Source organism: Ulvibacterium sp. (assembly GCF_965228935.1).
Taxonomy (GTDB): domain Bacteria; phylum Bacteroidota; class Bacteroidia; order Flavobacteriales; family Flavobacteriaceae; genus Ulvibacterium.
The window spans coordinates 4,226,989-4,251,239 of record NZ_OZ245846.1 but is presented as its reverse complement, the minus strand read 5'-3'; the positions used below and the strand labels follow the sequence as shown (position 1 = coordinate 4,251,239).

The 24,251-nt window shown below is 43.8% G+C and carries 18 protein-coding genes; 16 read left to right on the top strand and 2 right to left on the bottom strand.

Features of this window, described 5'->3' with window-relative positions; all coding sequences use genetic code 11:
* Nucleotides 1–58 precede the first annotated feature (58 nt).
* Genes ACO06Y_RS18040 through ACO06Y_RS18030 form a run of 3 tightly spaced genes read left to right on the top strand, consistent with a single transcriptional unit; the run spans nt 59 to nt 2,921 of the window.
* Nucleotides 59–1,177 carry an alcohol dehydrogenase catalytic domain-containing protein gene (locus ACO06Y_RS18040; protein WP_422080408.1) on the top strand — a complete coding sequence of 373 codons (1,119 nt, stop codon included), beginning with the start codon at nt 59–61 and terminating at the stop codon, nt 1,175–1,177.
* An 11-nt stretch (nt 1,178–1,188) separates the two neighbouring features.
* Nucleotides 1,189–1,980 (top strand): alpha/beta hydrolase, encoded by a 792-nt coding sequence (locus tag ACO06Y_RS18035; protein WP_422080407.1) that lies wholly within the window; start codon nt 1,189–1,191, stop codon nt 1,978–1,980.
* 59 nt (nt 1,981–2,039) lie between these two features.
* Complete coding sequence (locus ACO06Y_RS18030; RefSeq protein WP_422080406.1) at nt 2,040–2,921, top strand: phytanoyl-CoA dioxygenase family protein; 882 nt, start codon at nt 2,040–2,042, stop codon at nt 2,919–2,921.
* Between the two features lie 13 nt (nt 2,922–2,934).
* Here ACO06Y_RS18030 and ACO06Y_RS18025 read toward each other — a convergent pair whose 3' ends face one another.
* Both ACO06Y_RS18025 and ACO06Y_RS18020 read right to left on the bottom strand, forming a co-directional pair.
* Nucleotides 2,935–3,771: a family 16 glycosylhydrolase gene (locus ACO06Y_RS18025; protein WP_422080405.1), complete on the bottom strand. Its 837-nt coding sequence runs from the start codon at nt 3,769–3,771 to the stop codon at nt 2,935–2,937.
* A 6-nt stretch (nt 3,772–3,777) separates the two neighbouring features.
* The gene (locus tag ACO06Y_RS18020; protein WP_422080404.1) at nt 3,778–5,349 is read right to left on the bottom strand and encodes an alpha-L-fucosidase; all 1,572 of its coding nucleotides are present in this window, start codon (nt 5,347–5,349) and stop codon (nt 3,778–3,780) included.
* Nucleotides 5,350–5,639: 290 nt separating this feature from the next.
* Here ACO06Y_RS18020 and ACO06Y_RS18015 point away from each other — a divergent pair, with 290 nt between their 5' ends.
* The 13 genes from ACO06Y_RS18015 (at nt 5,640) to ACO06Y_RS17955 (ending at nt 24,163) form a co-directional block, all read left to right on the top strand.
* Nucleotides 5,640–6,809 (top strand): mandelate racemase/muconate lactonizing enzyme family protein, encoded by a 1,170-nt coding sequence (locus ACO06Y_RS18015; protein WP_422080403.1) that lies wholly within the window; start codon nt 5,640–5,642, stop codon nt 6,807–6,809.
* A complete protein-coding gene (locus ACO06Y_RS18010) occupies nt 6,781–8,235 on the top strand; it encodes an aldehyde dehydrogenase family protein (RefSeq protein ID WP_422080402.1) in 1,455 nt (484 codons plus the stop codon). The genes ACO06Y_RS18015 and ACO06Y_RS18010 overlap by 29 nt, the downstream gene beginning before the upstream one ends.
* Nucleotides 8,232–9,182, top strand: coding sequence for a 2-dehydro-3-deoxygalactonokinase (locus ACO06Y_RS18005; RefSeq protein ID WP_422080401.1), 951 nt, complete (start codon nt 8,232–8,234; stop codon nt 9,180–9,182). Before ACO06Y_RS18010 ends, ACO06Y_RS18005 begins: the two co-directional genes overlap by 4 nt.
* On the top strand, nt 9,172–9,822 hold the full coding sequence (locus tag ACO06Y_RS18000; protein WP_422080400.1) for a bifunctional 4-hydroxy-2-oxoglutarate aldolase/2-dehydro-3-deoxy-phosphogluconate aldolase: 651 nt from the start codon (nt 9,172–9,174) through the stop codon (nt 9,820–9,822). The genes ACO06Y_RS18005 and ACO06Y_RS18000 overlap by 11 nt, the downstream gene beginning before the upstream one ends.
* A gap of 165 nt (nt 9,823–9,987) precedes the next feature.
* Nucleotides 9,988–11,790 carry an FAD-dependent oxidoreductase gene (locus ACO06Y_RS17995; protein ID WP_422080399.1) on the top strand — a complete coding sequence of 601 codons (1,803 nt, stop codon included), beginning with the start codon at nt 9,988–9,990 and terminating at the stop codon, nt 11,788–11,790.
* The gene (locus tag ACO06Y_RS17990) at nt 11,787–12,905 is read left to right on the top strand and encodes a hypothetical protein (RefSeq protein WP_422080398.1); all 1,119 of its coding nucleotides are present in this window, start codon (nt 11,787–11,789) and stop codon (nt 12,903–12,905) included. The genes ACO06Y_RS17995 and ACO06Y_RS17990 overlap by 4 nt, the downstream gene beginning before the upstream one ends.
* A gap of 185 nt (nt 12,906–13,090) precedes the next feature.
* Complete coding sequence (locus ACO06Y_RS17985; protein WP_422080397.1) at nt 13,091–14,500, top strand: sulfatase; 1,410 nt, start codon at nt 13,091–13,093, stop codon at nt 14,498–14,500.
* Between the two features lie 24 nt (nt 14,501–14,524).
* A complete protein-coding gene (locus ACO06Y_RS17980; protein WP_422080396.1) occupies nt 14,525–16,609 on the top strand; it encodes a glycoside hydrolase family 127 protein in 2,085 nt (694 codons plus the stop codon).
* 55 nt (nt 16,610–16,664) lie between these two features.
* The gene (locus tag ACO06Y_RS17975) at nt 16,665–18,233 is read left to right on the top strand and encodes an MFS transporter (RefSeq protein ID WP_422080395.1); all 1,569 of its coding nucleotides are present in this window, start codon (nt 16,665–16,667) and stop codon (nt 18,231–18,233) included.
* Nucleotides 18,234–18,258: 25 nt separating this feature from the next.
* Nucleotides 18,259–19,908: a sulfatase gene (locus ACO06Y_RS17970; protein WP_422080394.1), complete on the top strand. Its 1,650-nt coding sequence runs from the start codon at nt 18,259–18,261 to the stop codon at nt 19,906–19,908.
* Nucleotides 19,909–20,111: 203 nt separating this feature from the next.
* A complete protein-coding gene (locus tag ACO06Y_RS17965; RefSeq protein ID WP_422080393.1) occupies nt 20,112–20,996 on the top strand; it encodes an AraC family transcriptional regulator in 885 nt (294 codons plus the stop codon).
* Nucleotides 20,997–21,286: 290 nt separating this feature from the next.
* Nucleotides 21,287–22,855 (top strand): sulfatase family protein, encoded by a 1,569-nt coding sequence (locus ACO06Y_RS17960; RefSeq protein ID WP_422080392.1) that lies wholly within the window; start codon nt 21,287–21,289, stop codon nt 22,853–22,855.
* A 6-nt stretch (nt 22,856–22,861) separates the two neighbouring features.
* A complete protein-coding gene (locus ACO06Y_RS17955; RefSeq protein WP_422080391.1) occupies nt 22,862–24,163 on the top strand; it encodes a GntP family permease in 1,302 nt (433 codons plus the stop codon).
* Nucleotides 24,164–24,251: the final 88 nt, after the last annotated feature.

Here is a 24,251-nt window from a genome sequence, read left to right as displayed (position 1 = left end):
GGTTAACATAGAACTGTTATTGGAAAGATTAATCCCGAGTATCTAGATAAGAATAAATATGTCCTTACGTTCCAAAAGTGCAATTGCCACAGGAGATGGTAATTTTGTTATAGATTATGTAAACTTGGGCGATCCCGAACCGGACGAGGTCTTGGTGAAGGTAAAGGCGGCGGGACTTTGCCATACGGATTATGACTCTTTACACTGGGAAAAACCGATAGTTATGGGCCACGAAGGTGCGGGAGTCGTTCAGAAAATCGGTACTCAGGTCAAAAATGTTACTATTGGGGATAACGTAATCCTGAATTGGGCAACACCCTGTAGAAAGTGCTTTCAGTGCAAGGAAGGAAATGAACATATTTGCGAGAACAACTCCCCGGTGGTGGCCGGTGCCAATGGATATACCGAAGGCCATGCCCATTTAAAGGGTACAATCTGGAAGAATACACCCATAGAGCGCTCCTTTAACATTGGGACCTTATCCGAGTATGCCTTGGTGAAGGCCTCCGCGGTGGTAAAGAATCCCTCGGATAGGCTTTCCTTTACTGCGGCTAGTATTATTAGTTGCGGAGTAATGACAGGATATGGTTCCGTAGTAAATTCGGCAAAAGTAAAGGAAAATAGCTCTGTTGTGGTTTTGGGAACGGGAGGGGTAGGATTGAGTGTGATTCAGGGTGCAAAAATTAACAAAGCCTCAAAGATTATAGCTATCGATATCAACGAGCAACGATTGCAAATGGCCCAAACCTTTGGGGCTACCCATTTGCTAAAAGCGGATAAAAATGATAAAGGATTATTGAAAGCCGCCGAAGAGGTGCGACAAATGACCGACGGTCGGGGTGCCGATTATGCCTTTGAGTGTACCGCTGTGCCCGAACTCGGTGCTGCTCCCTTGGCTATGGTCAGAAATGCGGGTACCGCTGTTCAAGTAAGTGGAATAGAGCAAGAAATCGTAATTGACATGAATCTATTTGAATGGGACAAGATTTATATCAATCCGTTATATGGAGGTTGTAACCCTGAACGTGATTTCCCAAAAATAGTGTCCCATTACGAGTCCGGAATCCTTAAATTGGATGAAATGATTACCCGAACCTATCCGTTGGAGAACCTCCAAAAAGCTTTTGATGATATGTTAGCGGGTAGGAATGCCAAAGGCGTAATCCTTTTTGATTAGAAAAGAAAAAGATGTTTAGAACTACCGAGTTGTCCGACCCTAGTTTCGAGCATGGAAATTTAAGGTTCATAACCGTAAAAACACCAAATTTAAAGGGGCGTGGGGACATTTGTGTATTCGTGCCCCCATTGGAAGCCTTGGCAGATCTTCCTTTGGTCATACTGCTACATGGGGTTTATGGCAGTGCCTGGGTGTGGTCACAGAAGGCAGGGGTACATCTATCCGCTTGGCAAATGATGGAAAATGGTGAAATACCGCCTATGATCATAGCTATGCCTTCGGACGGGTTATGGGGCGATGGTTCCGGTTATGTGCCCCATGACGGACGTAACTTTGAAAAGTGGATTGTGGAGGATGTTCCCCAGGCCGTAAGGGAAAACATTCCTTCGGTCGGTGAAAACTCGGCTATGTATATTTCCGGATTGTCCATGGGCGGATTTGGCGCCTTGCGCCTGGGAATAAAATATAGGGAGAAGTTCAAGGCGATATCGGCACATTCCTCCATTACGGATTTAGATCAGATGCCCTTGTTCGTAGAGGAACCCTTGGAAGCATATCTCCAAGGAGATGAAAAGGAAAACTCGGTCTGGTCCCTGATCCGGAACGATTCGAATAATTTGCCAAAGCTTAGGTTCGATTGCGGCAAGGAAGATCTGCTGATAGATTACAATCGAAAATTGCACCAACAATTACTAGACCATGATATAGACCACATATATGAGGAATTTCCTGGGGAGCATGAATGGGTCTATTGGGCAGAGCACATTAAGGATACCCTTCGTTTTTTTGGAGGGCTACAATAGATTTGTGCATTATCTTTACATACCAATAAACAAATAGTAAAATCACAAAATTAGGTAGTATGGAATCGGTAAAGGATTTGGCGGATGAACATGGATTGATATCGAATCTTTTTAAGCTTCCAAAAACGTCGGAAGAATGGGATCGGTATAGATTAAGTGATGAACAAGTTGCCCACTTTCATGAGTACGGTTATTTGGCCGGTATTAAAATGCTGGACGATGCCCAGGTAGAAGTTTTGAGAAGGGAATTGGAAGAGGTCATTGATCCGGATCATCCCGCACACCATTTGTTCTATGAGTTCCAAAGTAACGAATCCGAAGATCCAAACTCGGTTTTGTTCCATTCATTAGGCCATTGGCGTATTACTCCGGGATTTCACGATATTCTATGGAACCCTGCCTTTGTGATGGCGGCCTATCAATTACTGGAAAACAGACCCGTTCGGTTTTGGCACGATCAACTGTTCTGTAAGCCCGCGAAACATGGTGGGGTAGTGGCATGGCATCAAGACTATTCGTACTGGACACGGACCGTTGCCATGCAACACTTGACCTGTTGGACGGGGCTGGACGATGCCTCCGTCGAAAATGGATGCCTACACTATATTCCCAGAAGCCATAAATGGGGTTTATTAGATGCACCCGCGTTGGCCGGTGATATGAACGGATTGATGGAATATCTTACCGATGAACAAAGGGAACAGTTCAAAAACCCTGTGGCCATTGAGCTTAAGAAAGGATACGCTGCCTTTCACCATCCGTTGATGGTACACGGTTCCTATGAAAACAAATCTGATATAAGCCGCAGGGCCTTTGTCCTCAACGTTTTCGCGGACGGTACGATAAGCAACACCAATGATGAGCTTTTGGCCGGGGTACCACATATCCCGAAGGGAAACAAGATGGAAGGCAAGTTTTTCCCCTTATTGTTTGAAGGTTAAGGGAATAGTCGACTTAGTCGATAGGCTCAAGAGTGTAAGCCCTTACCCAATCGTAATAGGTGGTGTTCCGAGAATCATCCGCCAGTTCTTCCGGGGTCGGGGGAGTTTCCCAGTTGTAGGTTTCGGTGACCAAATGCATATACATGGGGCGATAAAAGGGATCTTTCCTTATTGACGTACTTGGATTAATGGTATATACAAATTTACCGTCCAGGTAAAAATGAAGCGTAGTGGCATCGACCCACCAGCAACCATATACATGATAGACCTCATTGGCTGGTGGGTCAATTTTAGCTCCGGGCCCTGGAGCCGAGATATACTTCTCCTTACCATCACAGGGTGTATCTATAAAATGGGCATTTGACTTCATCGTGGTCCTAAAATCGCCGGCCCTTTTTTGTTGGCCTACGATTTCAACAATGTCCAACTCCTGTTGTTCGGTAACGCAACCATTTTTAATTCGTTTGTTCTTTAACCAAAATGTGGAGGACATGGAGATACTGGAAGCCTTTATACGAGATTCATAATAACCATAGTGGGCGTCCTGAGCCACCGAAGCGACCGCTCCACCAGCTATGTTGTAAATGCTGTCACCCTCCAAGACCGAATTTTTTATTTGAAGATTGCCGCCCTTTACCGAAACCGAATACGCCCTAAAAGTGGCGGGCGGCCTACCATTTACCCAATAAGGGGAACGATCGTACCATTTTTTGGTGTCTATTTTTGAGCCGTTAAACTCATCAGAGAACTTTTCGTTAACGACCCATTGATAACCCTCTGGGGGTTCTGGCGTTTGTGCACTTAGGCGAAAACAAAAGAACAAAAGTATAGTGGAGAAAAGAACTTTCATGGTCATTTAACTTTTGGGTGTTATTTTCAGTACAAAGGCATGTTTCCCGATTTTTTCTGGGGGGAAGCCAACATGTAATGCATCGTCATTGATTTCATAATTCAAATTTTTTGGATATCCGAGCAATTGAATACTGCCTATCTTTTTGTGGTATAGATGATTTCCTTCTTTTAGACTTTCCAATCTAACGGTCTCTTTGGGCCAGTCCAATACTATAGCATATAGTATGTCACCCTTAGTCGTATACCGAATATCCTTTGCCGTATTATCTGCATTCTCCCGTTCGCTCAAATGCCCCTCAACCACCTTGGCCGGACCTTCCCCAAAAATTTTCCAGGGCCTTGTGCCATATATGGCCTCACCGTTGGTATTAAGCCAGGCCCCGATTTCGAGCAAACGCTCTTTGACCGGTCCGGGAATTTCCCCATTCGCTTTGGGGGTAATGTTCAAGAGGAGGCATCCATTTTTACTTACGACATCCACCAAAAAATCAATGATTCGGTTGGCACTTTTGTAATCGGGATCGCTGATGTGGCTCCAGGCTTTCCAATCGATGGAATCGTCGGTCAGCCAAGGAAAATCCTTCATCTCGCTCATTCTGGCCCGCTCTACATCCAGAACTGCGGTACCTTTGGCAAAATCATAGAATTTATAGGTGGCCACTACCTCCTTATTTTTTAGGGAAGCATTAGTGTAATAGTATGTAAGGAATTCCTTTCTGAAGGACTCACCGATAACATCCATTTTGTTATCGAACCAAACCAGATCGGGATCGTACTTATCCACTATTTCCTTTAGCCTATTCAGCCAATCCTGATTAAATTTTTCATCGGCCATGGGATAATAACCGTCAAATCCATTGTCCAGGTCATGGGTGGACGGCGGGTACTTAAAGTCTCCTTTTTTCATTTTTGGACCGTACAGATCGGCATAGTCGGGATTCGCGGCATCCGTAGTCTCATCCCAGGTAGGATACCAACCCAGTAACCAATGGCGATGAAAAGTGGCCACGAACTTCATATCCCGTTTTCTGATTTCACGGGACAGTTCCCCCATAATATCTCGCTTTGGACCCATATCCTTGGCATCCCATCGGGTCAAGTCACTATCCCACATGGCAAATCCGTCGGCATGTTCAGAGACCGGGCCTGCAAATTTGGCACCGGCTTTTTCAAATAGATTGGCCCATTCCGCTGCATCGAATTTTTCGGCCCTGAACATGGGGATGAAGTCCTTATATCCAAATTCGTTCAAGGGACCATAGGTCTTTACATGATGTTCGTAATACTTTTTGCCCAACTCATGCTCGGGATTATTTTCATTACAGTACATCCAGTGGGAGTACCATTCATTTTCGAACTCGGGAACCGAATAAGGCCCCCAATGGCAATAAATTCCAAACTTGGCATCCCTGAACCATTCCGGGGTGGTATGCTGCCTTAACGACTCCCAATTAGCTTGGTACTCCTTATTTTGACCAAATGTTGGTTTCGCAATCAAAACAAGTAACAATAGCGCCAAGGTAATTTCAGCCTTTTGTTTGCTATCGTTTAAAACACAGGAGAATACAGTATTCATTGATGTTACGGGGTGTTGGTTTACGGTGTACAAAGTGAGGCAAATTGTCCTATTTTGTTGCTTCAGATGTATTTTTTTGTATCATAGATGTTTTTGGATAGCAACAGTGTATTTTATAAAAGCTAACCGGTTAAATTCTAAAAGTGAGAGACTAAGGTAAAATAATGTAATCGTTGGGTAAATTACACCATAAAATGTTGGTTATATACGTTTTCATTTGTAATTGGGATATAGTAATCGCACATGGTTACTTCAGTTAAGCCTACTATTTGAAGCATAAAATAAAGCCGATGAATATAACTAAGATAGAGCCATTTGTAATCGTAAATAAGTTGGATACTCCATTTTATTTTTCGCAATGGCAATATGATATCAGAAAAATATGCATCGTAAAGGTTACCTTGGAAGATGGTACCTACGGTTGGGGCGAAGGTTATGGCCCGGCTGGTGTTATAAAGGCCGGAATAGAATTTTTTACTCCTTTCCTATTGGGTCGCGAGGCATTGGGCCATGAAGTTATTTGGCAGGAAATGTACCATCGTTCGTTGGATTATGCCCGTAGTGGAACACTTCAGGCGGCCATAAGTGCCATAGACGTAGCCCTATGGGATATTAAGGGCAAACTTTTGGGACAACCGGTTTCCGTTTTGTTGGGAGGAATAAAAAATCCGATTATAGAACCTTATGCCACAGGCCTATATTTTACCAAGGTGGATAATCTGGAGGAAGAACTGGTCTCTGAAGCCTTGCATTATAAAAAGGAAGGCTTCAAGGCGATAAAGATGAAAGTGGGGTTGGGTATCGAGAAGGACGTTGCCAATGTAGCGGCAATTCGAAGAGCCATTGGGACGGATATGCGATTAATGATCGATGCCAACCATGCCTATAATTATCGGGAAGCCTTTGAACTGGCACAGAAAGTGTCCTTGTATGACATTTCGTGGTTCGAGGAACCCGTTTCGCCTGAAGACTACGAGGGCTATAGAAGATTGCGTGGAAACACTGGCATACCTATTGCCGGGGGAGAATGCGAATACCTAAAATTCGGCTTTAAGCGTTTGCTGGAAAATGAATGCGTGGATATTGTTCAACCTGATATTTGCGCTTGCGGGGGGCTAACAGAGGCCAAGGGTATCGCTACCTTGGCCAAAGCCTATAGTAAGGACGTAGTGCCCCATACCTGGGGTACTTGGATCGCTATTAGTGCTGCTACCCACTTTGTAGGGAATTTGGATGAAAACCCAGGGCGAATGTATAACGACTTGCCTACCATGGAATTGGATCGTACCGAGAACGCGTTGCGCGATGAGGTAACCCAACATAGCTTAAAACTAGGGAATGGTCTATTACATGTCCCAAAAACACCGGGATTGGGGGTAGATGTGGATATGGATGCCCTTGAAAAATATAGGGAACGCGAAATAGATAGAGATGAAGCAAGCTTTGAGATTCGGACATAGGAAGTTATATATTAATGGTGCTTTGACCGAGGCCTCTACCATGGAATCCTTTCCGGTTATTTGCCCCGCGGACGAAAAACCAACTGCGACCATAGCATGGGCCGGGAGGGAAGATGCCAATCGTGCACTTTTTTCGGCAAAGGAAGGTTTTGAGCTATGGTCCCAACTCCCCCTGAAAGAAAGATTGCAGTGGATAAGGAAGTTGAGGGACAAAATATCGGAAAAAAGCGACCTACTCCGGGAAAGTATCATGTATGAAATGGGCAAGACCTGGGAAGGAACCGAAGAGGATCTTTCCAGCATCATCAATTCCTTAAGTTATTATTCCGAGGAAATTGTAAAGAGGGGTGATGTTGACATTGAAGATTGGGACGGGACACATGAGCACCGCATTGTCTCTCAACCCTTAGGTGTGGTCGTAGCATTTTTGGCCTACAATTTTCCCTTGTTAAACCTAGGTTTCAAGTTAGGGCCGGCATTGGCGGCAGGGTGTAGTATAATTTTAAAACCATCCGAATTTTCCCCATTGTCCGCCTATTTGATCGGGGAAATCTGTGCGGAGATCAATTTCCCAAAAGGAGTGGTCAATATACTTTGTGGAGACGTGGAGAATGTAGGTCTTCCGCTTTGTGAAAGCAAGATTCCGAGTTTAATTACCATGATCGGCTCCACTGTTACGGCACAAAAGCTAATCGAGCAAAGCAGTAGAACATCCATCAAAAGATATAGCATGGAATGTGGCGGCAATGCACCTTTTATCGTTTTTGCGGATGCAGATATAGACCTGGCCATAACCCAGGGTGCAGCCTTGAAAACTGGAAATGCAGGCCAGATTTGTGTGGCCCCCAATAGATTTTATATCCACGAATCCGTCATTGACGATTTCATGGAAGGAATTACAGACGTATTCAGAAATACAAAAATCGGATTTGGCAGGGAGAGCAATCCGGATATGGGGCCTTTGGCCAACAAATCATCTGTGGAAAAAGTATCCCGCATCGTTAAGGATGCCCTTGCGGAAGGTGGGGAACTGGTTTACGGAGGAAACCCGATGGATACCCCGGGGTATTACTTTGAACCAACGGTCATACGCATGCCGAATAACAAAGCTGAGATTGTTCAGCATGAAATCTTTGGCCCAGTTGCCTTATTACTTCCATTTTCGACCAAAGAGGAAGTTTTAGAATTGGCGAATAGCACGGAAGCGGGCCTGGCTTCCTATGTATATTCCAAAAATGAATCGACCCTTGCATACTTCGCAGAAAATCTGGCATTCGGGGAAGTGCATTTGAATGGGTTAAAGTATGCCATTTATCTTCCTCATGGTGGTATAAAAAATAGTGGAATAGGCGTGGATTGTTCTACCTTTGCCCTAGATGATTACCTAATCAAAAAAAGGGTTACCAGAGCATTGAACACGGTATGAACATTACTTCCCATTTTATAAGTTGCGATTGGGGCACTTCCAATTTTAGGTTGCGATTAATAGAGACGGAAACACTTCAGGTCATTTGGGAAAACCGAACGGATCAAGGTGTAAAAAGGAGATATGCAGCTTTCAAGGCCCAAACGGCATTGGATCAAAAAGACTTTTATTTGGATTATTTGATGGGAGAGGTTCAAAAGCTTCCCGACGGGCATCGAAGTCATCCTATAATCGCTTCGGGTATGAGCTCTTCAAACATAGGTTTGTGCGAACTGCCCTATGCCGACCTTCCTTTTGATGAAGGCGGCAATACATTTATTTCTAAAAGCATACCCATTGCAACTAACCAAGACCTATTGCTTATTTCAGGGGTGAAAAGCGAAACAGGTATGATGCGTGGGGAAGAAGTACAGGCGATAGGCTTAGGGGAATATTTACATTCGTATTCCGAAGGGATACTTTTATTGCCCGGCACCCATAGCAAGCATATCTCATACCGCCAAGGTAGCTTCCATAAATTAAAAAACTTTATGACTGGGGAACTTTTCGAGGTTTTGGGCAAAAACAGTATTTTATCGAATTCCATTGAAATAGCGGAATGGGATGCCCAAGGCAAAAAGGCCTTTCTTGAGGGGTTCCACTTGGGATTGGTAGAGGGGTCAACCCCCAATTTATTAGGTATTCGTGCCAGGCATGTTGTCGAGGACATGGATAAGAAGGACAATTATTTTAGATTGAGCGGACTTTTAATCGGGGATGAACTGTCCTACTTAAGGAGTAGCGGGGAAAATGTTTTTTTGGCCGCTCCCGGCGCCATTTTCGAATTATACAAAACAGGGCTCGAAACTTTTGTCGCCCCTGATAAATTGATACTTTTGGACGATGCGGTTCTTGAACGGGCCTTGTTGATCGGCCAAAGAAAAATGCTTCTCCTTCATGCAAAATAATACGCCTTTTTCATGGGAATACTTTAAGGACGCACCCCTTGTGGGAATAATCCGGGGGTTGGATATGGAGACTATCCTTCAGGTTGCCAAAGTCTATAAGGAGGCAGAACTTTCTACTTTGGAGGTTACGATGAATACCCCTGATGCCATAAAGATCATTTCAACTCTACGAAAGGAATTTCCAAAGCTTAATATTGGGGCAGGTACGGTATGTTCCCTAAATGAACTCCAAATGGCCATGAAGGCTGGATCCCAATTCATTGTTACCCCGATTTTGGACGAAGAGGTCATCAAAAACTGTGTTACCCGCAATATCCCGATTTTCCCGGGAGCTTTCACGCCTACGGAAATATACAAGGCATGGAATCTAGGGGCTTCGGCGGTTAAAGTCTTTCCCGCTACGCAACTTGGCCCCCAATATATAAAGGATATTCTGGGGCCCCTGAATGAAATTAAATTGATGCCCACGGGTGGAGTTTCCAAGGACAATATCAAATCTTTTTTTCAAGCAGGAGCCTATGGTGCCGGTTTGGGCGGTTCACTTTTCAACAAAGCGTTGATAGGAAATGGTGATTATAAGGGTTTAAGGAACCACTTTAAATCCTTCAAAAAAGAGCTGGAGGGTATTCTTCCTGAATAACATCCATCCACATATTTTTAAAATACTTGGGTTTTTAGTGGGTTTGTTCATATTTTGTCTAGTCCAATAGAACTGGTTCGGAAAAGACATTGCCTACATTTAACGGATGTATTTTAAGGAAAGTTCCTATTGGGTAAACGAAGAACCATTTTAATCCAGTAACCCATGTATCCATCTAAATTCAGAAAACTATGTATCATTTGCTCCATTTTTTATGGTTGTATGGTTCATTGTCAGGACATACTAATAGAAGCCGAAAGTTTTGACAATCCCGGAGGTTGGGTCGTAGACCCCCAATTTGAACAACAAATGGGCTCACCCTATTTACTGGCGCACGGAATGGGACAGCCTGTAAAAAATGCGAAGACCAAAGTTAAGTTTGATGCCAAAGGGGGCTACCACATTTGGGTTCGTACAAAAAATTGGGTGCCCGGTAATTGGGAAGCCCCTGGGAGGTTTCGGCTGAAAGTTGACGGCAAGAGGGTCGGAAAGGTATTGGGTCTCCGTTCGGGATGGGGTTGGGAATATGTGGATAGTATCTCGGTTACCACCAGGGAAATTAATTTGGAGTTAGTGGATTTGACCGGTTTTAATGGACGAGTGGATGCCATTTATTTTTCCACGGAGAAAAAGGAACCACCGGCTTCCGAGAAAAAGTTAGCGGAATGGCGAAAAACAATTAAGGCCGAACCCAATGCACCTCCTCGAACGGAATCATATGACCTAGTGGTAGTTGGTGGAGGAATCGCGGGTTGTGCGGCTTCCATAGCCGCTTCAGAGCAGGGCCTACATGTGGCATTGATTCACGACCGTCCGGTTCTGGGCGGGAATGCCAGTGAGGAAATTCGCGTACATACTTTGGGTATCTATGGAAATTTTGAACGAATCTTAAGAAAATTGGATACGGAGCATTATCCCAATGGAAGTGCAGATGCCAAATTGGACCAGAAAAAACGGGATGATAACGTAAAGAGTTATGAAAACATCGCATTATTTCTTAATCACAGGGCCTATGATGCCAAGACAGAGGATAATACCATTCAATATGTTGATGCCAGACATACATCCACAGGCGAACGTATCCGATTTACTGCACCGCGATTTATAGATTCCACAGGAGATGGCTGGATCGGATATTGGGCAGGTGCCGAATTCTCGTACGGTCGGGAAAGTGTAGACACCTATGGGGAAGATTGGGAGGAGCATGGCGAATTATGGAGCCCAAAGGAGCCGGACAATGCCGTTATGGGATCGTCGGTATTATGGGGTTCCAAAGAAACGGACAGGGAACACACGTTTCCGGAAGTACCTTGGGCAATGCCCGTGGCTAGACAATATGCCAAGGTCGCCGGGGAATGGCAATGGGAGTTCAGCAGACCCGATTTAAACCAGATCGATGATGCGGAAGAGATTCGCGATCATATGCTCCGTGCCATTTACGGGTCGTTTTACAATGCCAAACAAGATTCGACCTATGCCAAACGCAAATTGGAATGGGTATCCTATTTGGTTGGAAAAAGAGAATCGAGAAGACTGGTTGGGGATCATATCTTTACGTTCAAGGATGCGAAGGAAGGACGTAAATTTCCGGATGTGGTGGTTGTAGAGACCAGGGATGTTGATATCCATTATCAAACGGTTCTGGAAGACGAGGAAAATCCTGATTTTATCTCCGAAGCCTTATTTTACAAAACCCCGGAATATTACATTCCGTACAGAAGTTTGTACTCCAGGAACATTTCCAATCTTTTTATGGCGGGTAGAAATTTCAGTTGCTCTCATGCTGGATTGGGAGGCCCTCGGGTTATGCGTACAACGGGACAGATGGGAGCCGCCGTGGGATTGGCGGCGGCCCTTTGTAAGAAATACAATGTGGGTCCTAGGGAAATCTATACGGGCTATCTGAATGAATATTTGGCCCTGATAGAAGAACAGAAATATGAAAAAATCCCAGAGACAAAAAGATGAAGTTTTTAACAACTATGGTATTTGTTTTCGCACTCTTTCTATCAAATGAAGGAAGTGAATTTCCATTGAAACACTCAATTGAAACATATAATGATGTTTTGGACAAGGCTCCCGAGTATTACTTATTGGAATGGAAAGTAGGTACAAGATTGTCAAAAAAGAAAGCGGGCCTGTTTATTCAAGTTGATTCCTTTGATGCCCAGGAAGTCGTGGTGATGGTCAACGAGAACCAAGATCCTGTGCTATACGCTTCGGACATTGCAACACCGGTCTGTGCCGATGGAGAATGCAAATTGATGCATATTCGCCTGTATTGGACCGTATTGGGTGAATATGCCGGTTTTGATACCTATCCGGAACTTCCGCTTACCAAGCACGATCATGACGAATTCCAAAAGGAGGATTATGGGAAACTTCATAAACTATTGGCCGATGATAAATCCATATTAAAAAGGAGACGGCTAGATCAATTGGTGGAAGAACCGGTAATGCGAAATGTAAACGGTGTGGATGCACTTTCCGGGGCAACCGTGGCCGAAGTAAAGGAATCTGTGGTTTCGGGTGCACTCTATTCCTGTTATGTGGCCTGGCATTTAACGCATGGTGCTATTCGGGATGAAATAAAGACATATACCCTTTCTGTTTTGAATGCGAATATGCTTAGGGACATGCTCTATAGCGAAAATACCGATTATCAACTTTTTGCCCTGGAGAAAATGGATTCTGACCAATTTATTGAACATCATTTGCGAATAGTACGGATTTTCAAAACGGCCGTTCCACTGGTGCGCAGTATTATTGCCAAGGAGATGCCGGATAAGTTTCAGAACAGACCAGAATTGCAAAAACCATTCTGGGAGGCTTTTTCCGAGATAGATATTGGTAGTCGCAGTTTATTGTTGCGGCATTTCGAAAGTGCTCCAAAGTATGTCGGGAATATCATTTCTACCCAACTTGGGTCAATGACAAAAAATCAAATCATAGTATTTCTAGAGTTTCTTTCATCCAAAAAACATGCTCCAGAGCTGCTTAAGAACTTGCATTCTTTTGCCGATTCGGAAAACGAAGCGTATTCCTATTTGGTCAAGAACTATCTAACGGAATATGAACAATAGGATAAAAACCCAAAGGGTTCATTTGAAATTGTTCAACCTGTCCCCAAACGATAATGGCTATCAAAGCTCGAGCAACCATTATTTTAGCCGGAATGAAGGATATTTTGAGTTACTAAGGTAAAATAAAGTTATCGCCAGTTAAATTTTGCAAATACAGACCTCGATGAAAAAACTAGTTTTGAACGATGGATAGGATAAAAACGAAGCAATCGCTTATAGTATTACTTATAATCTGTTTTCAATTTGGATGCCTTGCCCAAGAAAGACCGAATATCGTTCTGCTTTTCGCGGACGATGCCGGTTACGCCGATTTTGGTTTTCAAGGCAGTAAGGAAATGAAGACGCCCAACTTGGATACATTGGCAAACCAAGGTGTCAGATTTACCCAAGCCTATGTAACTCACCCCACATGTGGTCCCTCTAGAGCGGGATTGATCACCGGAAAATATCAATATCGGTTTGGCTATGAAGAGAATAACGTACCCACGTATATGAGTGAGGTGTCCGCCTTAGTTGGCCCCGAAATGGGATTGCCGCTTGAAGAGGTTACCATGGCCGATTATTTAAAGGAACAAGGTTATGCTACCGGTTTTTTCGGCAAATGGCATTTGGGCGGAGCCGATCGGTTTCATCCTACGAAACGGGGCTTTGACGAATTCTATGGATTCAGGGGCGGGGCACGGAGTTATTTTGAATATACGGAAAGCCCAAAGGAGCCCTTGAATAAAATGGAACGCGGTTTTGGGAACTTTGAGGAACATGATGGGTATTTGACCGATGCCCTGGCCCAGGCGACTTCCGAGTTCATTGCACGGAATAGTAAAGCAAAAACGCCGTTTTTCGCATTTCTTTCCTTCAATGCCGTGCATACGCCCATGCATGCCGAGGAAGAAGACCTAAAGCAATTTCCCCATTTAACTGGGAAACGCAAAATTGTGGCCGCAATGACCTTGGCATTGGACCGGGCGATCGGCAAAGTTTTGGATAAACTGAAGGAATTGGATTTGGATAACAATACAATCGTGGTATTTACCAATGATAATGGTGGGCCGACTGATGCCAATGCCTCAAGCAATCACCCTCTTAGCGGGATTAAGGCTACCCATTTGGAAGGCGGGATTCGGGTACCTTTTCTTATGAAGTATCCTGGCATCTTAAAACCGGGAACGGTTTATGGAAAACCCATTAGCACATTCGATTTACTGCCCACTTTTTATACGGCCGCTGGGGGTAATACAAAAAAATTGGGATACTTGGATGGCGTCGATTTAATTCCTTATCTCACTGGTAAAGTAAAAGGACGCCCACATGAAACCCTGTTTTGGAAGCGGGATGCCAGGGCTACTATGCGAAAAGGGGATTGGAAGCTGATTCGTTTTCCCGATCGTCCTGCGGAACTCTTTTACCTGCCCGATGACGAAAAGGAATTGAACAACTTGGCCGATTCAGAACCGGAAAGACTGCGAAAAATGTACAAAGAACTGTTTGCATGGGAAACGACCTTGGAGCGTCCGAGATGGTTGTTGAAAAAAGTTTATGAACAGCGCGATGTGGAACGGACGGACGCTTTTTGGCAAAAAAATGTGCCTGAATGATGCGCAAAAGAATCCAAAGTTAAAATGATTAAAGTATTTGTCGCCCTCGGAAGCTTTGCCATGTTGTTGAGCTGCGGATCGGAAATGGAAAATACAGAAAAGAAAGGGAAACCGGAATCTCATGATAGACCCATTGCTATGGTTAAAGACAATAATAAAGGTATTATCAATAACACGAACAGCCCCCATGTAAAATTGAAAAGTATTGATATTGGAGATTGTCAATGGACCGAAGGTTTCTGGGCAGACAAATGGCAAATGGCCGAGGAAGTGATGATACCCTATATGGGTACACTCTTAAAAGGTGACATTGGCCATGGCTATAATAATTTTAAGATTGCTGCTGGCCTTAAGGAGGGTGAGCATAAAGGGTTTTGGTGGCACGACGGGGATTTTTACAAGTGGATGGAGGCCAGTGTGTATATCTATGCCATTAACCAAGATGAAAAGATTGTCGATGAACTGGATGAGATTATTGAGGTTATCGGAAAGGCCCAACGAGAAGATGGGTATTTATCGACACCCATCATTATCCGCGACGATATCCAGCCGTTTTCGAACAGAAGATACCACGAGTTGTATAATAGTGGGCATTTGTTTACAAGCGCCTGTATACACCATCGTGTAACGGGAAAGACCAACTTTTTGGACATCGCCATTAAACATGCTAATTATCTATATGACCTTTTTACCCCGATACCGAATCATCTGAAAAGATTTGGATTTAACCAAACACAAATCATGGGGCTGGTTGAATTATACAGAACCACCCAGGATAAAAGATATTTAGCATTGGCAGAACAGTTCATCAATATACGCGGCACCTACAAAATTGATGATGACAAGACCACAAAAGGCTACCCTATAGGGGATATGGTTCAGGAACGGGTTCCGTTACGTCAGGAAACCGAGGCAGTCGGTCATGCCGTATTGGCATTGTATTACTATGCCGGGGCTGCGGATGTATACGCCGAGACCGGTGAAAAGGCCTTATGGGATGCACTCGATCGCCTTTGGGAAAATGTAACCCATAAAAAAATGTATGTTACCGGTGCCGTGGGCCAGACCCACTACGGAAGGTCATCACGATTGGATAAAATAGAGGAAGGGTTTATTGATGAATACATGATGCCCAATATGACCGCCTACAACGAAACATGTGCCAACATCTGCAATTCCATGTTCAATTATCGTATGTTGACTTTGAGCGGGGATTCCAAACATGGTGATATCATGGAGTTGGTATTACATAACAGTGGTCTTTCCGGAATTGGTATTGAAGGTAAGGACTACTATTATTCTAACCCACTTCGAAAAATTGATGGAGCGTTGGATTATGAACATATGAATGTGGAATTTCCCGAACGCCAACCCTATTTAAAATGCTTTTGTTGTCCTCCCAACTTGGTACGGACCATTGCCAAGTCTCCAGGCTGGGCCTATAGCAAATCCGAAAATGGAATCGCCGTAAATCTATACGGGGGCAATACCTTGGAGACTACATTACTGGACGGCTCCGAAATTAAACTTTCCCAAAAAAGTAATTACCCTTGGGACGGAGCAGTTCAAATAACCATGGAAAAAAGTAAATCCGAACCTTTTGAAATACTCTTGAGGATTCCCGCCTGGGCCAAAGGAAGTAAGATAACCGTAAATGGTCAAGCGGTCGAAAATATAAACGCCGGAAGTTTTGCTCGTATAGAGCGCAAATGGTCGGAAGGTGATGTAATCTCCTTGGAAATGCCCATGGAAACGAAATTTATTGAAGGGCACCCAAGGATTGAAGAGATTCGTAATCAAGTGGCCATCAAACGGGGCCCTATCGTATATTGTCTGGAATCGCCGGATCTTCCTAAAGAAACGAACATCACGGATATCTATATTTCCGGTAACGCGAAGTTTAAGCCTAAATTCCAGCCAAATTTTTTAGGGGGCCTTGCCACGATAGAAACCGAAGTGATGATTCGGAGAGATAAGATGGAAAGCATGTATAACGAGGTAAGCCGTCCTCAATTGGAATCTTTTAAGACCCATTTAATACCCTACTACGCCTGGAGCAATAGGGGACAGGGGGAAATGACCGTCTTTATCCCGGTTATTTGGAATTGAACAAATCTACTCGCACGAAACACCTTGTGAAAACCAATTAAACCTAAGGAAACAAATGACGCAACATAAAAAGAATGCATTTACCTATGCCACAATTGTAGCCATGGGTGGTTTTGTCTTTGGTATTGATGCCGCCCTAATTTCGGGGACGGTCAAATTCATTACGGAGGAATTCGCACTTACCGATTTGGAATTGGGTACGGTTGTCGGAGCTCCTGCCTTGGGGGTCCTGTTTGCCCTGCTCTTGGTAGGATATGCCTGTAATACATTTGGAAGGAAAAAGGCCCTGCAAATAGCTGCATCACTTTATCTTGTTTCCGCCATTTTTTCCTGTTTGGCCCCCACATATGAAACACTGATAGCGGCTCGTTTTTTGGGAGGACTGGCCTTTAGTTCCATTTCCATGGCCTCCATGTATATTGGTGAGATAGCACCCCCGCGCTGGAGGGGAAAATTAGTTTCTATGATTCAGATAAACATTGTAATAGGCCTATCCGCAGCCTATTTTTTGAATTATCTGATTTTAAATCTGGCCAATTCCGATTTAGTATGGACCAAAACATTGGGCATGGATGTGTATACTTGGCGATGGATGTTGGGATCCGAAGTGCTTTTCGCTACGCTGTGGTTGGTCTTTCTTTTTTTCATACCCAAAAGTCCGGCATGGTTGGTATTCATGGGTAGAATTGAAGAAGCGAAGAATACGTTGCTTAAGGTAATCCCGGAAAACGAGGTGTCCGACCAAATTTTGGAAATGCAGGAAGGGCTATCTAATGGCGATGAAGGTCGTTCCATTATGGCACAGTTAAAGGAAATTTTTAGTAGACCTATGCGTATTACCTTAATAATTGCAATGACCATTGCCATAGCCCAACAGGCCACAGGTATCAACGCTATTCTTTTTTATGCTCCCACCATATTTGAGCAGTTGGGTCTAGGTACTGATGCGGCTTTTGCGCAGGCAATTTGGATTGGTCTAATCAGTGTTGTGTTTACCATCCTAGGACTACTTTTGGTTGATAAAATTGGCCGGAGACCTATGATAATTGGAGGTATGCTGTGGATAATCATAAGTCTTTGCATTTGCTTCTACGGATTTAAGATGGCGAGTTATTCCTTGAATAAGGAGGCCATAGGCGAAATGACGGTTATTCCGGATTCCGAACGATTGAATACTTTGGTGGACATAACCTTTAAAAGCGACATCGAGTTTAAACAGGCCCTGATAGAAGCATTGGGTGTGGAGGATACACGGAAACATTCGAGTTTAGTGTTGCAAAAAGCCGTAAAGATCAACGCACTACTGATTCTGATAGGTATTCTGAGCTTTATTGCGGCCTTTCAGTTTTCCGTAGGCCCCGTGATGTGGGTATTGTTTTCTGAAATATTCTCAATATCCATTAGAAGCGTGGCCATTCCCTTCTTTACGCTGGTTACCAGTACCACAAGCTATTTGGTACAGCAGTTTTTTCCGTGGCAATTGGCCACTATGGGAATCAGTGCCACTTTGTTGTTTTATGCCGTTACGGTAGGTATCGGGTTGATTATTCTTTATGTCTATCTAAAGGAAACCAAGAACATGACCATTGAAGAAGTACAGTTGGCCCTGACCCCTAAGCAGTAATGGTTTTTAAAAGGAACATGGACACATGAAAAAAATCTATAGGTATATCGGTATTTTGATTCTTGTCCTGTCCTGTCAAGAGGAAGGAAAAGTAGGGAAGACAACTGTCAAAAAACCAAATGTTCTTTTCATTGCGGTTGATGATTTACGGCCGGAACTGGGCGCGTATGGCTCTAAAATAGCGATAACCCCAAATCTTGATGCTTTGGCCGGCGAGGGACTTTTGTTTGAAAATGCCTATTGTCAACAGGCGATCTGTAGTCCGTCACGTGCCAGTTTAATGACCGGGGCAAGACCCGAAACCATTGGAGTCATTGAAAACTATACCTATTTCCGAGATGCCAATCCTCATATCATCACCTTGCCCCAGCATTTTAGGAACAATGGATACGAGACCGTTTATGCCGGAAAGATATATCATGGGAAATTTACGGATTCGGCACTTTCTTGGAGTCGACAACCTGCCGTTGACAAAGTCAGATTTAAAAAACCAGATTACCCCGGGGCCTATGCGCTAAAGGAAAATCAAGAAATTTACAAAAAGAATCAGGCGGTTATCCGTGCAAAATATAGCAGTGTAAGTCATTATGCACTGGGCAGGGGACCGGCATATGAAAGTGCGGATGTCCCTGACCATGCCTACATAGACGGGTACCACACCGAATTGGCCATGGCCACAGTAAAAGATTTGGTGGAAGATGATAACAGGCCTTTCTTTTTGGGCCTTGGTTTTCGCCTGCCGCACCTTGATTGGAATGTGCCCAAAAAGTATTGGGATTTATACAATAGGGAAGAGATACCTATGGCCAAGCATACTATGGCACCTAAAAATGGTGCGGCCATGGGTCTCCATGCCTCGTTTGAGCTTCGTGTTCGGCACGGCATTCCCAAAAGTGGGCCAATAGATGGTAAATTGGCCAGAACCTTGAAGCATGCCTATCTGGCCTCCGTAAGTTACGTAGACGCCCAAATTGGAAAAATGATTGCCGTTTTGGAGGAAAATGGGGTACGGGATAATACGATTATCATCGTTTGGAGCGACCATGGCTGGCATTTGGGCGATATGGGCGTTTGGGGCAAGGCGACCAACTATGAAATCGCCACACGGGTGCCCCTGATACTATGGACACCGGACATGCCGGAAGAAACAAGAGGTAAAAAAACGAATGCTTTGGTAGAACTTATTGATATGTATCCGACCTTATCCGAATTAGCGGGTCTTGAGATACCAGGTCATCTGGAAGGGCAAAGTTTTGTCCCCCTGATTAAAAACCCGCAAAAAGAATGGAAGAAGGCCGTATTCAGCCAATTTCCAAGTCCGGCACTTCGGGAGTGGGCGGCCAATCCCTTGACGGCAGAAATGAGGGAAACGTATTTTGGCCCTCTGATCGAGGAGGTGGAAGGACGAATTATTGAGCAGCAAGAAGATTCTTGGAACCGAGATCTTTTTGAGAATGATTTGATGGGGTATTCCATGCGCACCGATCAATATCGTTTTGTCGCTTGGAAAGATCGAAAAAGCCCCAAGGCAAAACCTATTTATGTGGAACTATATGATCACAAGCTGGATCCTGATGAGACAACCAACATAGCGGACGAAAATCCAGACCTCGTAAATCGATTGATTTCCCAAATGGAAGATGGTTGGATGGGCAACCGGGCCGATATAAACTAGCAGATTCGAAACTTGGCAAGGTGATTAAACGAAGGGAGTAAGCCTTTAAAATACACTATTTTACCTTTATGTAACCTTTGTAACGATTAATTGAGGTAATTTATTATTTTTAGCAGTGTATTGCTAAATGGGAACAAGAAACCCGGTCTTTCTTTTATGCCGATGTTTTTCATATTAGTAGGAAAAAGTACAATCTGTAAATAATGAAACTTACCTATAAACAAACCGAAAGAAGGCCTGAAAATTCCTTTCTGGTACGGCAGGATAGAATGCCATGTATAGAGCAGGACTGGCATTTTCACAAGGAATTGGAACTTATCTATTTTATAAAAAGTACGGGTACCCGATATGTCGGAAATTCCATAGGTAATTTTGCTCCAGGCGAATTGTATCTTATTGGTAGTAACGTCCCCCATCTTTTTAGGAATAATAGGGAATATTATTCGGATACCACGGAAGATGAGGCCGTAAATCTTGTTGTCATCAAATTTGAGAGCGAATTTTTGGGAAAGGTTTTTTTGGATTTGGCCGAAACCCAAAAACTGCATACGCTTTTTCAAAAAGCCGAGCGAGGGCTAAAGTTTTCGAAGGCTGTAACGCATTTAGCGCACAATTACATATTGGGAATGGTAGGGGATGAAGGATTATCCAGAATCGTTGGCCTTTTAAAAATCCTGGATATACTATCGGTAAGTGAAAGTTACGTCACCCTATGTTCCGAAGTAATTGTCAACAACTACAATCAAAATGAAAAAGATCGGATGGCCCGGATCATTTCCTTTCTGACCGAAAATTTTGATAGAAAGATAGAGCTGGATCAAGTGGCTTCCATTGCCTATATGACCCCGAATGCATTCTGCCGCTATTTTAAGAAAAGGACGAAGAAATCCTTTACACAATACTTGAACGAAATTCGTCTACGGCATGCTTGTAAGTTATTGATTGAAGGTGAATTGCAAATTTCTACCATTTGCTATCAATCGGGATTCAATACGATTACCAATTTTAATAGACAATTTAAGACTTTGATGGGGGTAACGCCTTCAAATTATATGGAGCGATATAAAAATGCTGCAGAATTGGTTTGAATATCCTTTCTAACAACATAAAACATAACTGCTTTGTTCTATTTTTATATTTTGGCATTTCTAATTTTCGGCTGAAACGTGGATTCCAATAGGGGTAAAATAGTGCTGATTAGGGTTAATTTAGTTTTGGAATCGGTTATGTTGAATATGTACGTTTAAGAGGTCTTAATCTAGGGCATTTCTAAATAGGTATAGGGCAGCTTTTCCATCAAATAAAGAGACTGGAATCTAGAAATCAAATGTATTGAAAAAAGAAAAGAATAGATACAACAAAGGATAATATTATGAATATGGCCTCCACAAGACGAAAACACTTTATTTCTATTTCCATAATGGTACTGATTGCCATAACAGCCTGCAAGCAACAGGAGCGGAAGGAAGAAGTAACCAAGAACGAAATTTCAAGACCAAATATCATTATCATATACGCCGATGATCTGGGTTATGGGGAAATGGGAGCCTATGGAGCAACAGAATTGAAAACACCCAATCTGGACAAACTGGCCAACGGTGGTATGCGATTTACCCATGGCTATGCCTCTTCCGCCACCTGTACCCCTAGTAGATATGCTTTGTTGACCGGGATTTATCCATGGCGTAACAAAAGAGCAAAGATTCTTCCCGGAACGGCCCCATTGATTATTGATACGGCCCAGGTTACCGTTCCTAAAATGCTAAAAAAGCAGGGGTACCAAACCGGTATTGTTGGCAAATGGCATTTGGGGCTAGGCAACGGAAATGTGGATTGGAACGGACGGATTGCCCCGGGCCCCAACGAAATCGGTTTTAATTATAGCAACATCTTGGCGGCTACCCAGGACCGAGTGCCTACGGTCTACATTGAAAATGGACATGTAGTGAATCTAGATCCCAATGATCCCATAGAAGTCGATTATACCAAAAATTTTCCGGGCGAACCTACAGGACTTGAGAATCCTGAAATGCTCAAAATGAAATGGCATCATGGGCATAACAACAGTATCGTAAACGGAATTCCCCGCATCGGTTTTATGAAAGGGGGCGAGGCCGCCAAATGGATAGACGAAGACATGGCAGATTACTTTTTGGCCGAAGCCCAAAACTATGTAAAGCAACATAAGAGTGCTCCATTCTTCCTGTATTACGCGTTGCAGCAGCCGCATGTACCACGTACGCCACACCCCAGATTTGTGGGCAAATCCGGAATGGGGCCACGGGGAGATGTTATCGTGGAAGCGGATTGGGTGGTTGGTGAGTTCATAAAAACACTGGAAACAGAAGGACTGTTGGAGAATACCCTAATTATATTTTCCAGTGACAATGGCCCGGTGGTCAATGATGGATATTACGATGATTCGGTAGAAAAACTGGGGAATCATAAACCTGCCGGTAACCTTAGAGGGGGAAAGTATAGTTTGTTCGAAGCAGGGACCCGCGTCCCGTTTTTTACATATTGGAAGGGGAAAATCAATCCCGGTGTATCGGATGCCCTGGTATCGCAATTGGATTTGTTTTCGTCCCTGGCCTCCTTGGTGGGCAGCAATGAAAGTACGGATGACAGCAAACAATTATTGGATGTATTGTTGGGCAAGAGCCAAAGGGGTAGGAGTGAGCTAGTAATCGAAGCAACTTCCCGAACTGCTTTTCGCAAAGGTGATTGGGCAATGATTCCACCCTATGAAGGCCCGGCAATCAACATGCAAGTGAACATTGAACTGGCCAATGCCGATGAATACCAATTGTACAATCTAAAGGAGGATATTGGACAGCAAAATAACCTGGCAAAAAAACAGCCTGAAAAATTACGGGAAATGATTACCGCTTTTCAAGCCATTCGCGGTGATGGGGATTCGGAAATCGAACAGCTGGAATTGAAATAGCAAAACATGACCGGGTTGGCCGTATTGGTTTTCTGCGTTGTTCTGCTCATTGTGGCCATTACGGTTCTCAAAGTACACCCTATCCCTGCACTTTTGGTAACAGGACTTATTTTGGGGTTGACCTCAGGCAGTTCCGTGGAAGCGGTTACCGAGAGCCTGCTTAATGGTTTTGGCAATACCCTAAAATGGATAGGACTGGTTATTCTTTTTGGAACCCTATTAGGGGAAATTCTTGCAGTGACAGGAGGAGCCGATGTCATTGCCGAAAGTATCATTAAGCTATTTGGTGTTAAACATTTGCCTTTGGCGATGGCAGTCATTGGTTTTCTTGTGGGTATTCCCGTATTTGTCGATGTTGCTTACTTGACATTGTTACCGACCATTACGGCCCTATCCAAAAAATCAGGGCATTCCGTACTGGTCTTGGGGCTCTCCCTTGCCAGCAGCCTAACGGTAGCCCATGCCCTTATTCCACCTACACCAGGTCCATTGGCCGTAGCCGCGATATTGGAAACCGATATCGGAGGAATGATACCTTTTAATATAATAGTCGGTTTAACGGCGGTGTCCGGCGGACTGATTTGGATCAAACTCAATACAAAAAATCTAGTATTCCCAATTACAAATTTGGGTACGGCAACAGAGACCAAGAAAGTTTCAATACAGGGCATAAGGCGTATTTTACCTTTTGTGTCCTTATTGATTCCTTTAGTACTAATGGGAATCGGTAACTTGTTTTCAGGAGCGAATCCTTTGATTGCATTCATCAAGAATCCGGTCTGGGCACTTTTGATCGGGGTGGTTTTTGCCTTGCCCTTGCTGGAAAAAAAGGAGTTTACAAAAAAGTTGAACGATTATTTTCAGACTTCGGGTGCCAAATCTGCAACGGTTATATTGATTACGGGGACAGGGGGCGCATTCGGTCAAGTTATTAAGGATACGGCAATAATAAATACACTCCTGCCGGATACCGTTGGACTTGAGGCTATTGGTATCATCCTTCCATTTTTACTGAGTTTCATGTTTACCACCGTTACGGGTTCCATTACGGTCTCCTTGACAACCACGGCCTCCATTATGGCTCCCATGGTAACCGGCGGAACACTCCCGGCAGAATTGACCGCTGCTTCCATCGGGGCCGGTTCACTTGGGATTATACACGTAAACAGTAGTTTCTTCTGGTTGTTTAAGGAAGTGCATGAGGTAGGGACTTCCAAACTTTTAAAAACGTTTAGTGTGCTCACCGCAATTGTGGCAGTGTCAGGAGGTTTCATGGCCTTGTTCCTATACCTGTTGGATACACTTTAAACCATTAGGAATTAACGGTTTGTACGTGTCCTTGCTATCGCCATCTGTTATGCTACCCCTTGGTTAAAATAATACCACTACAGGTTAT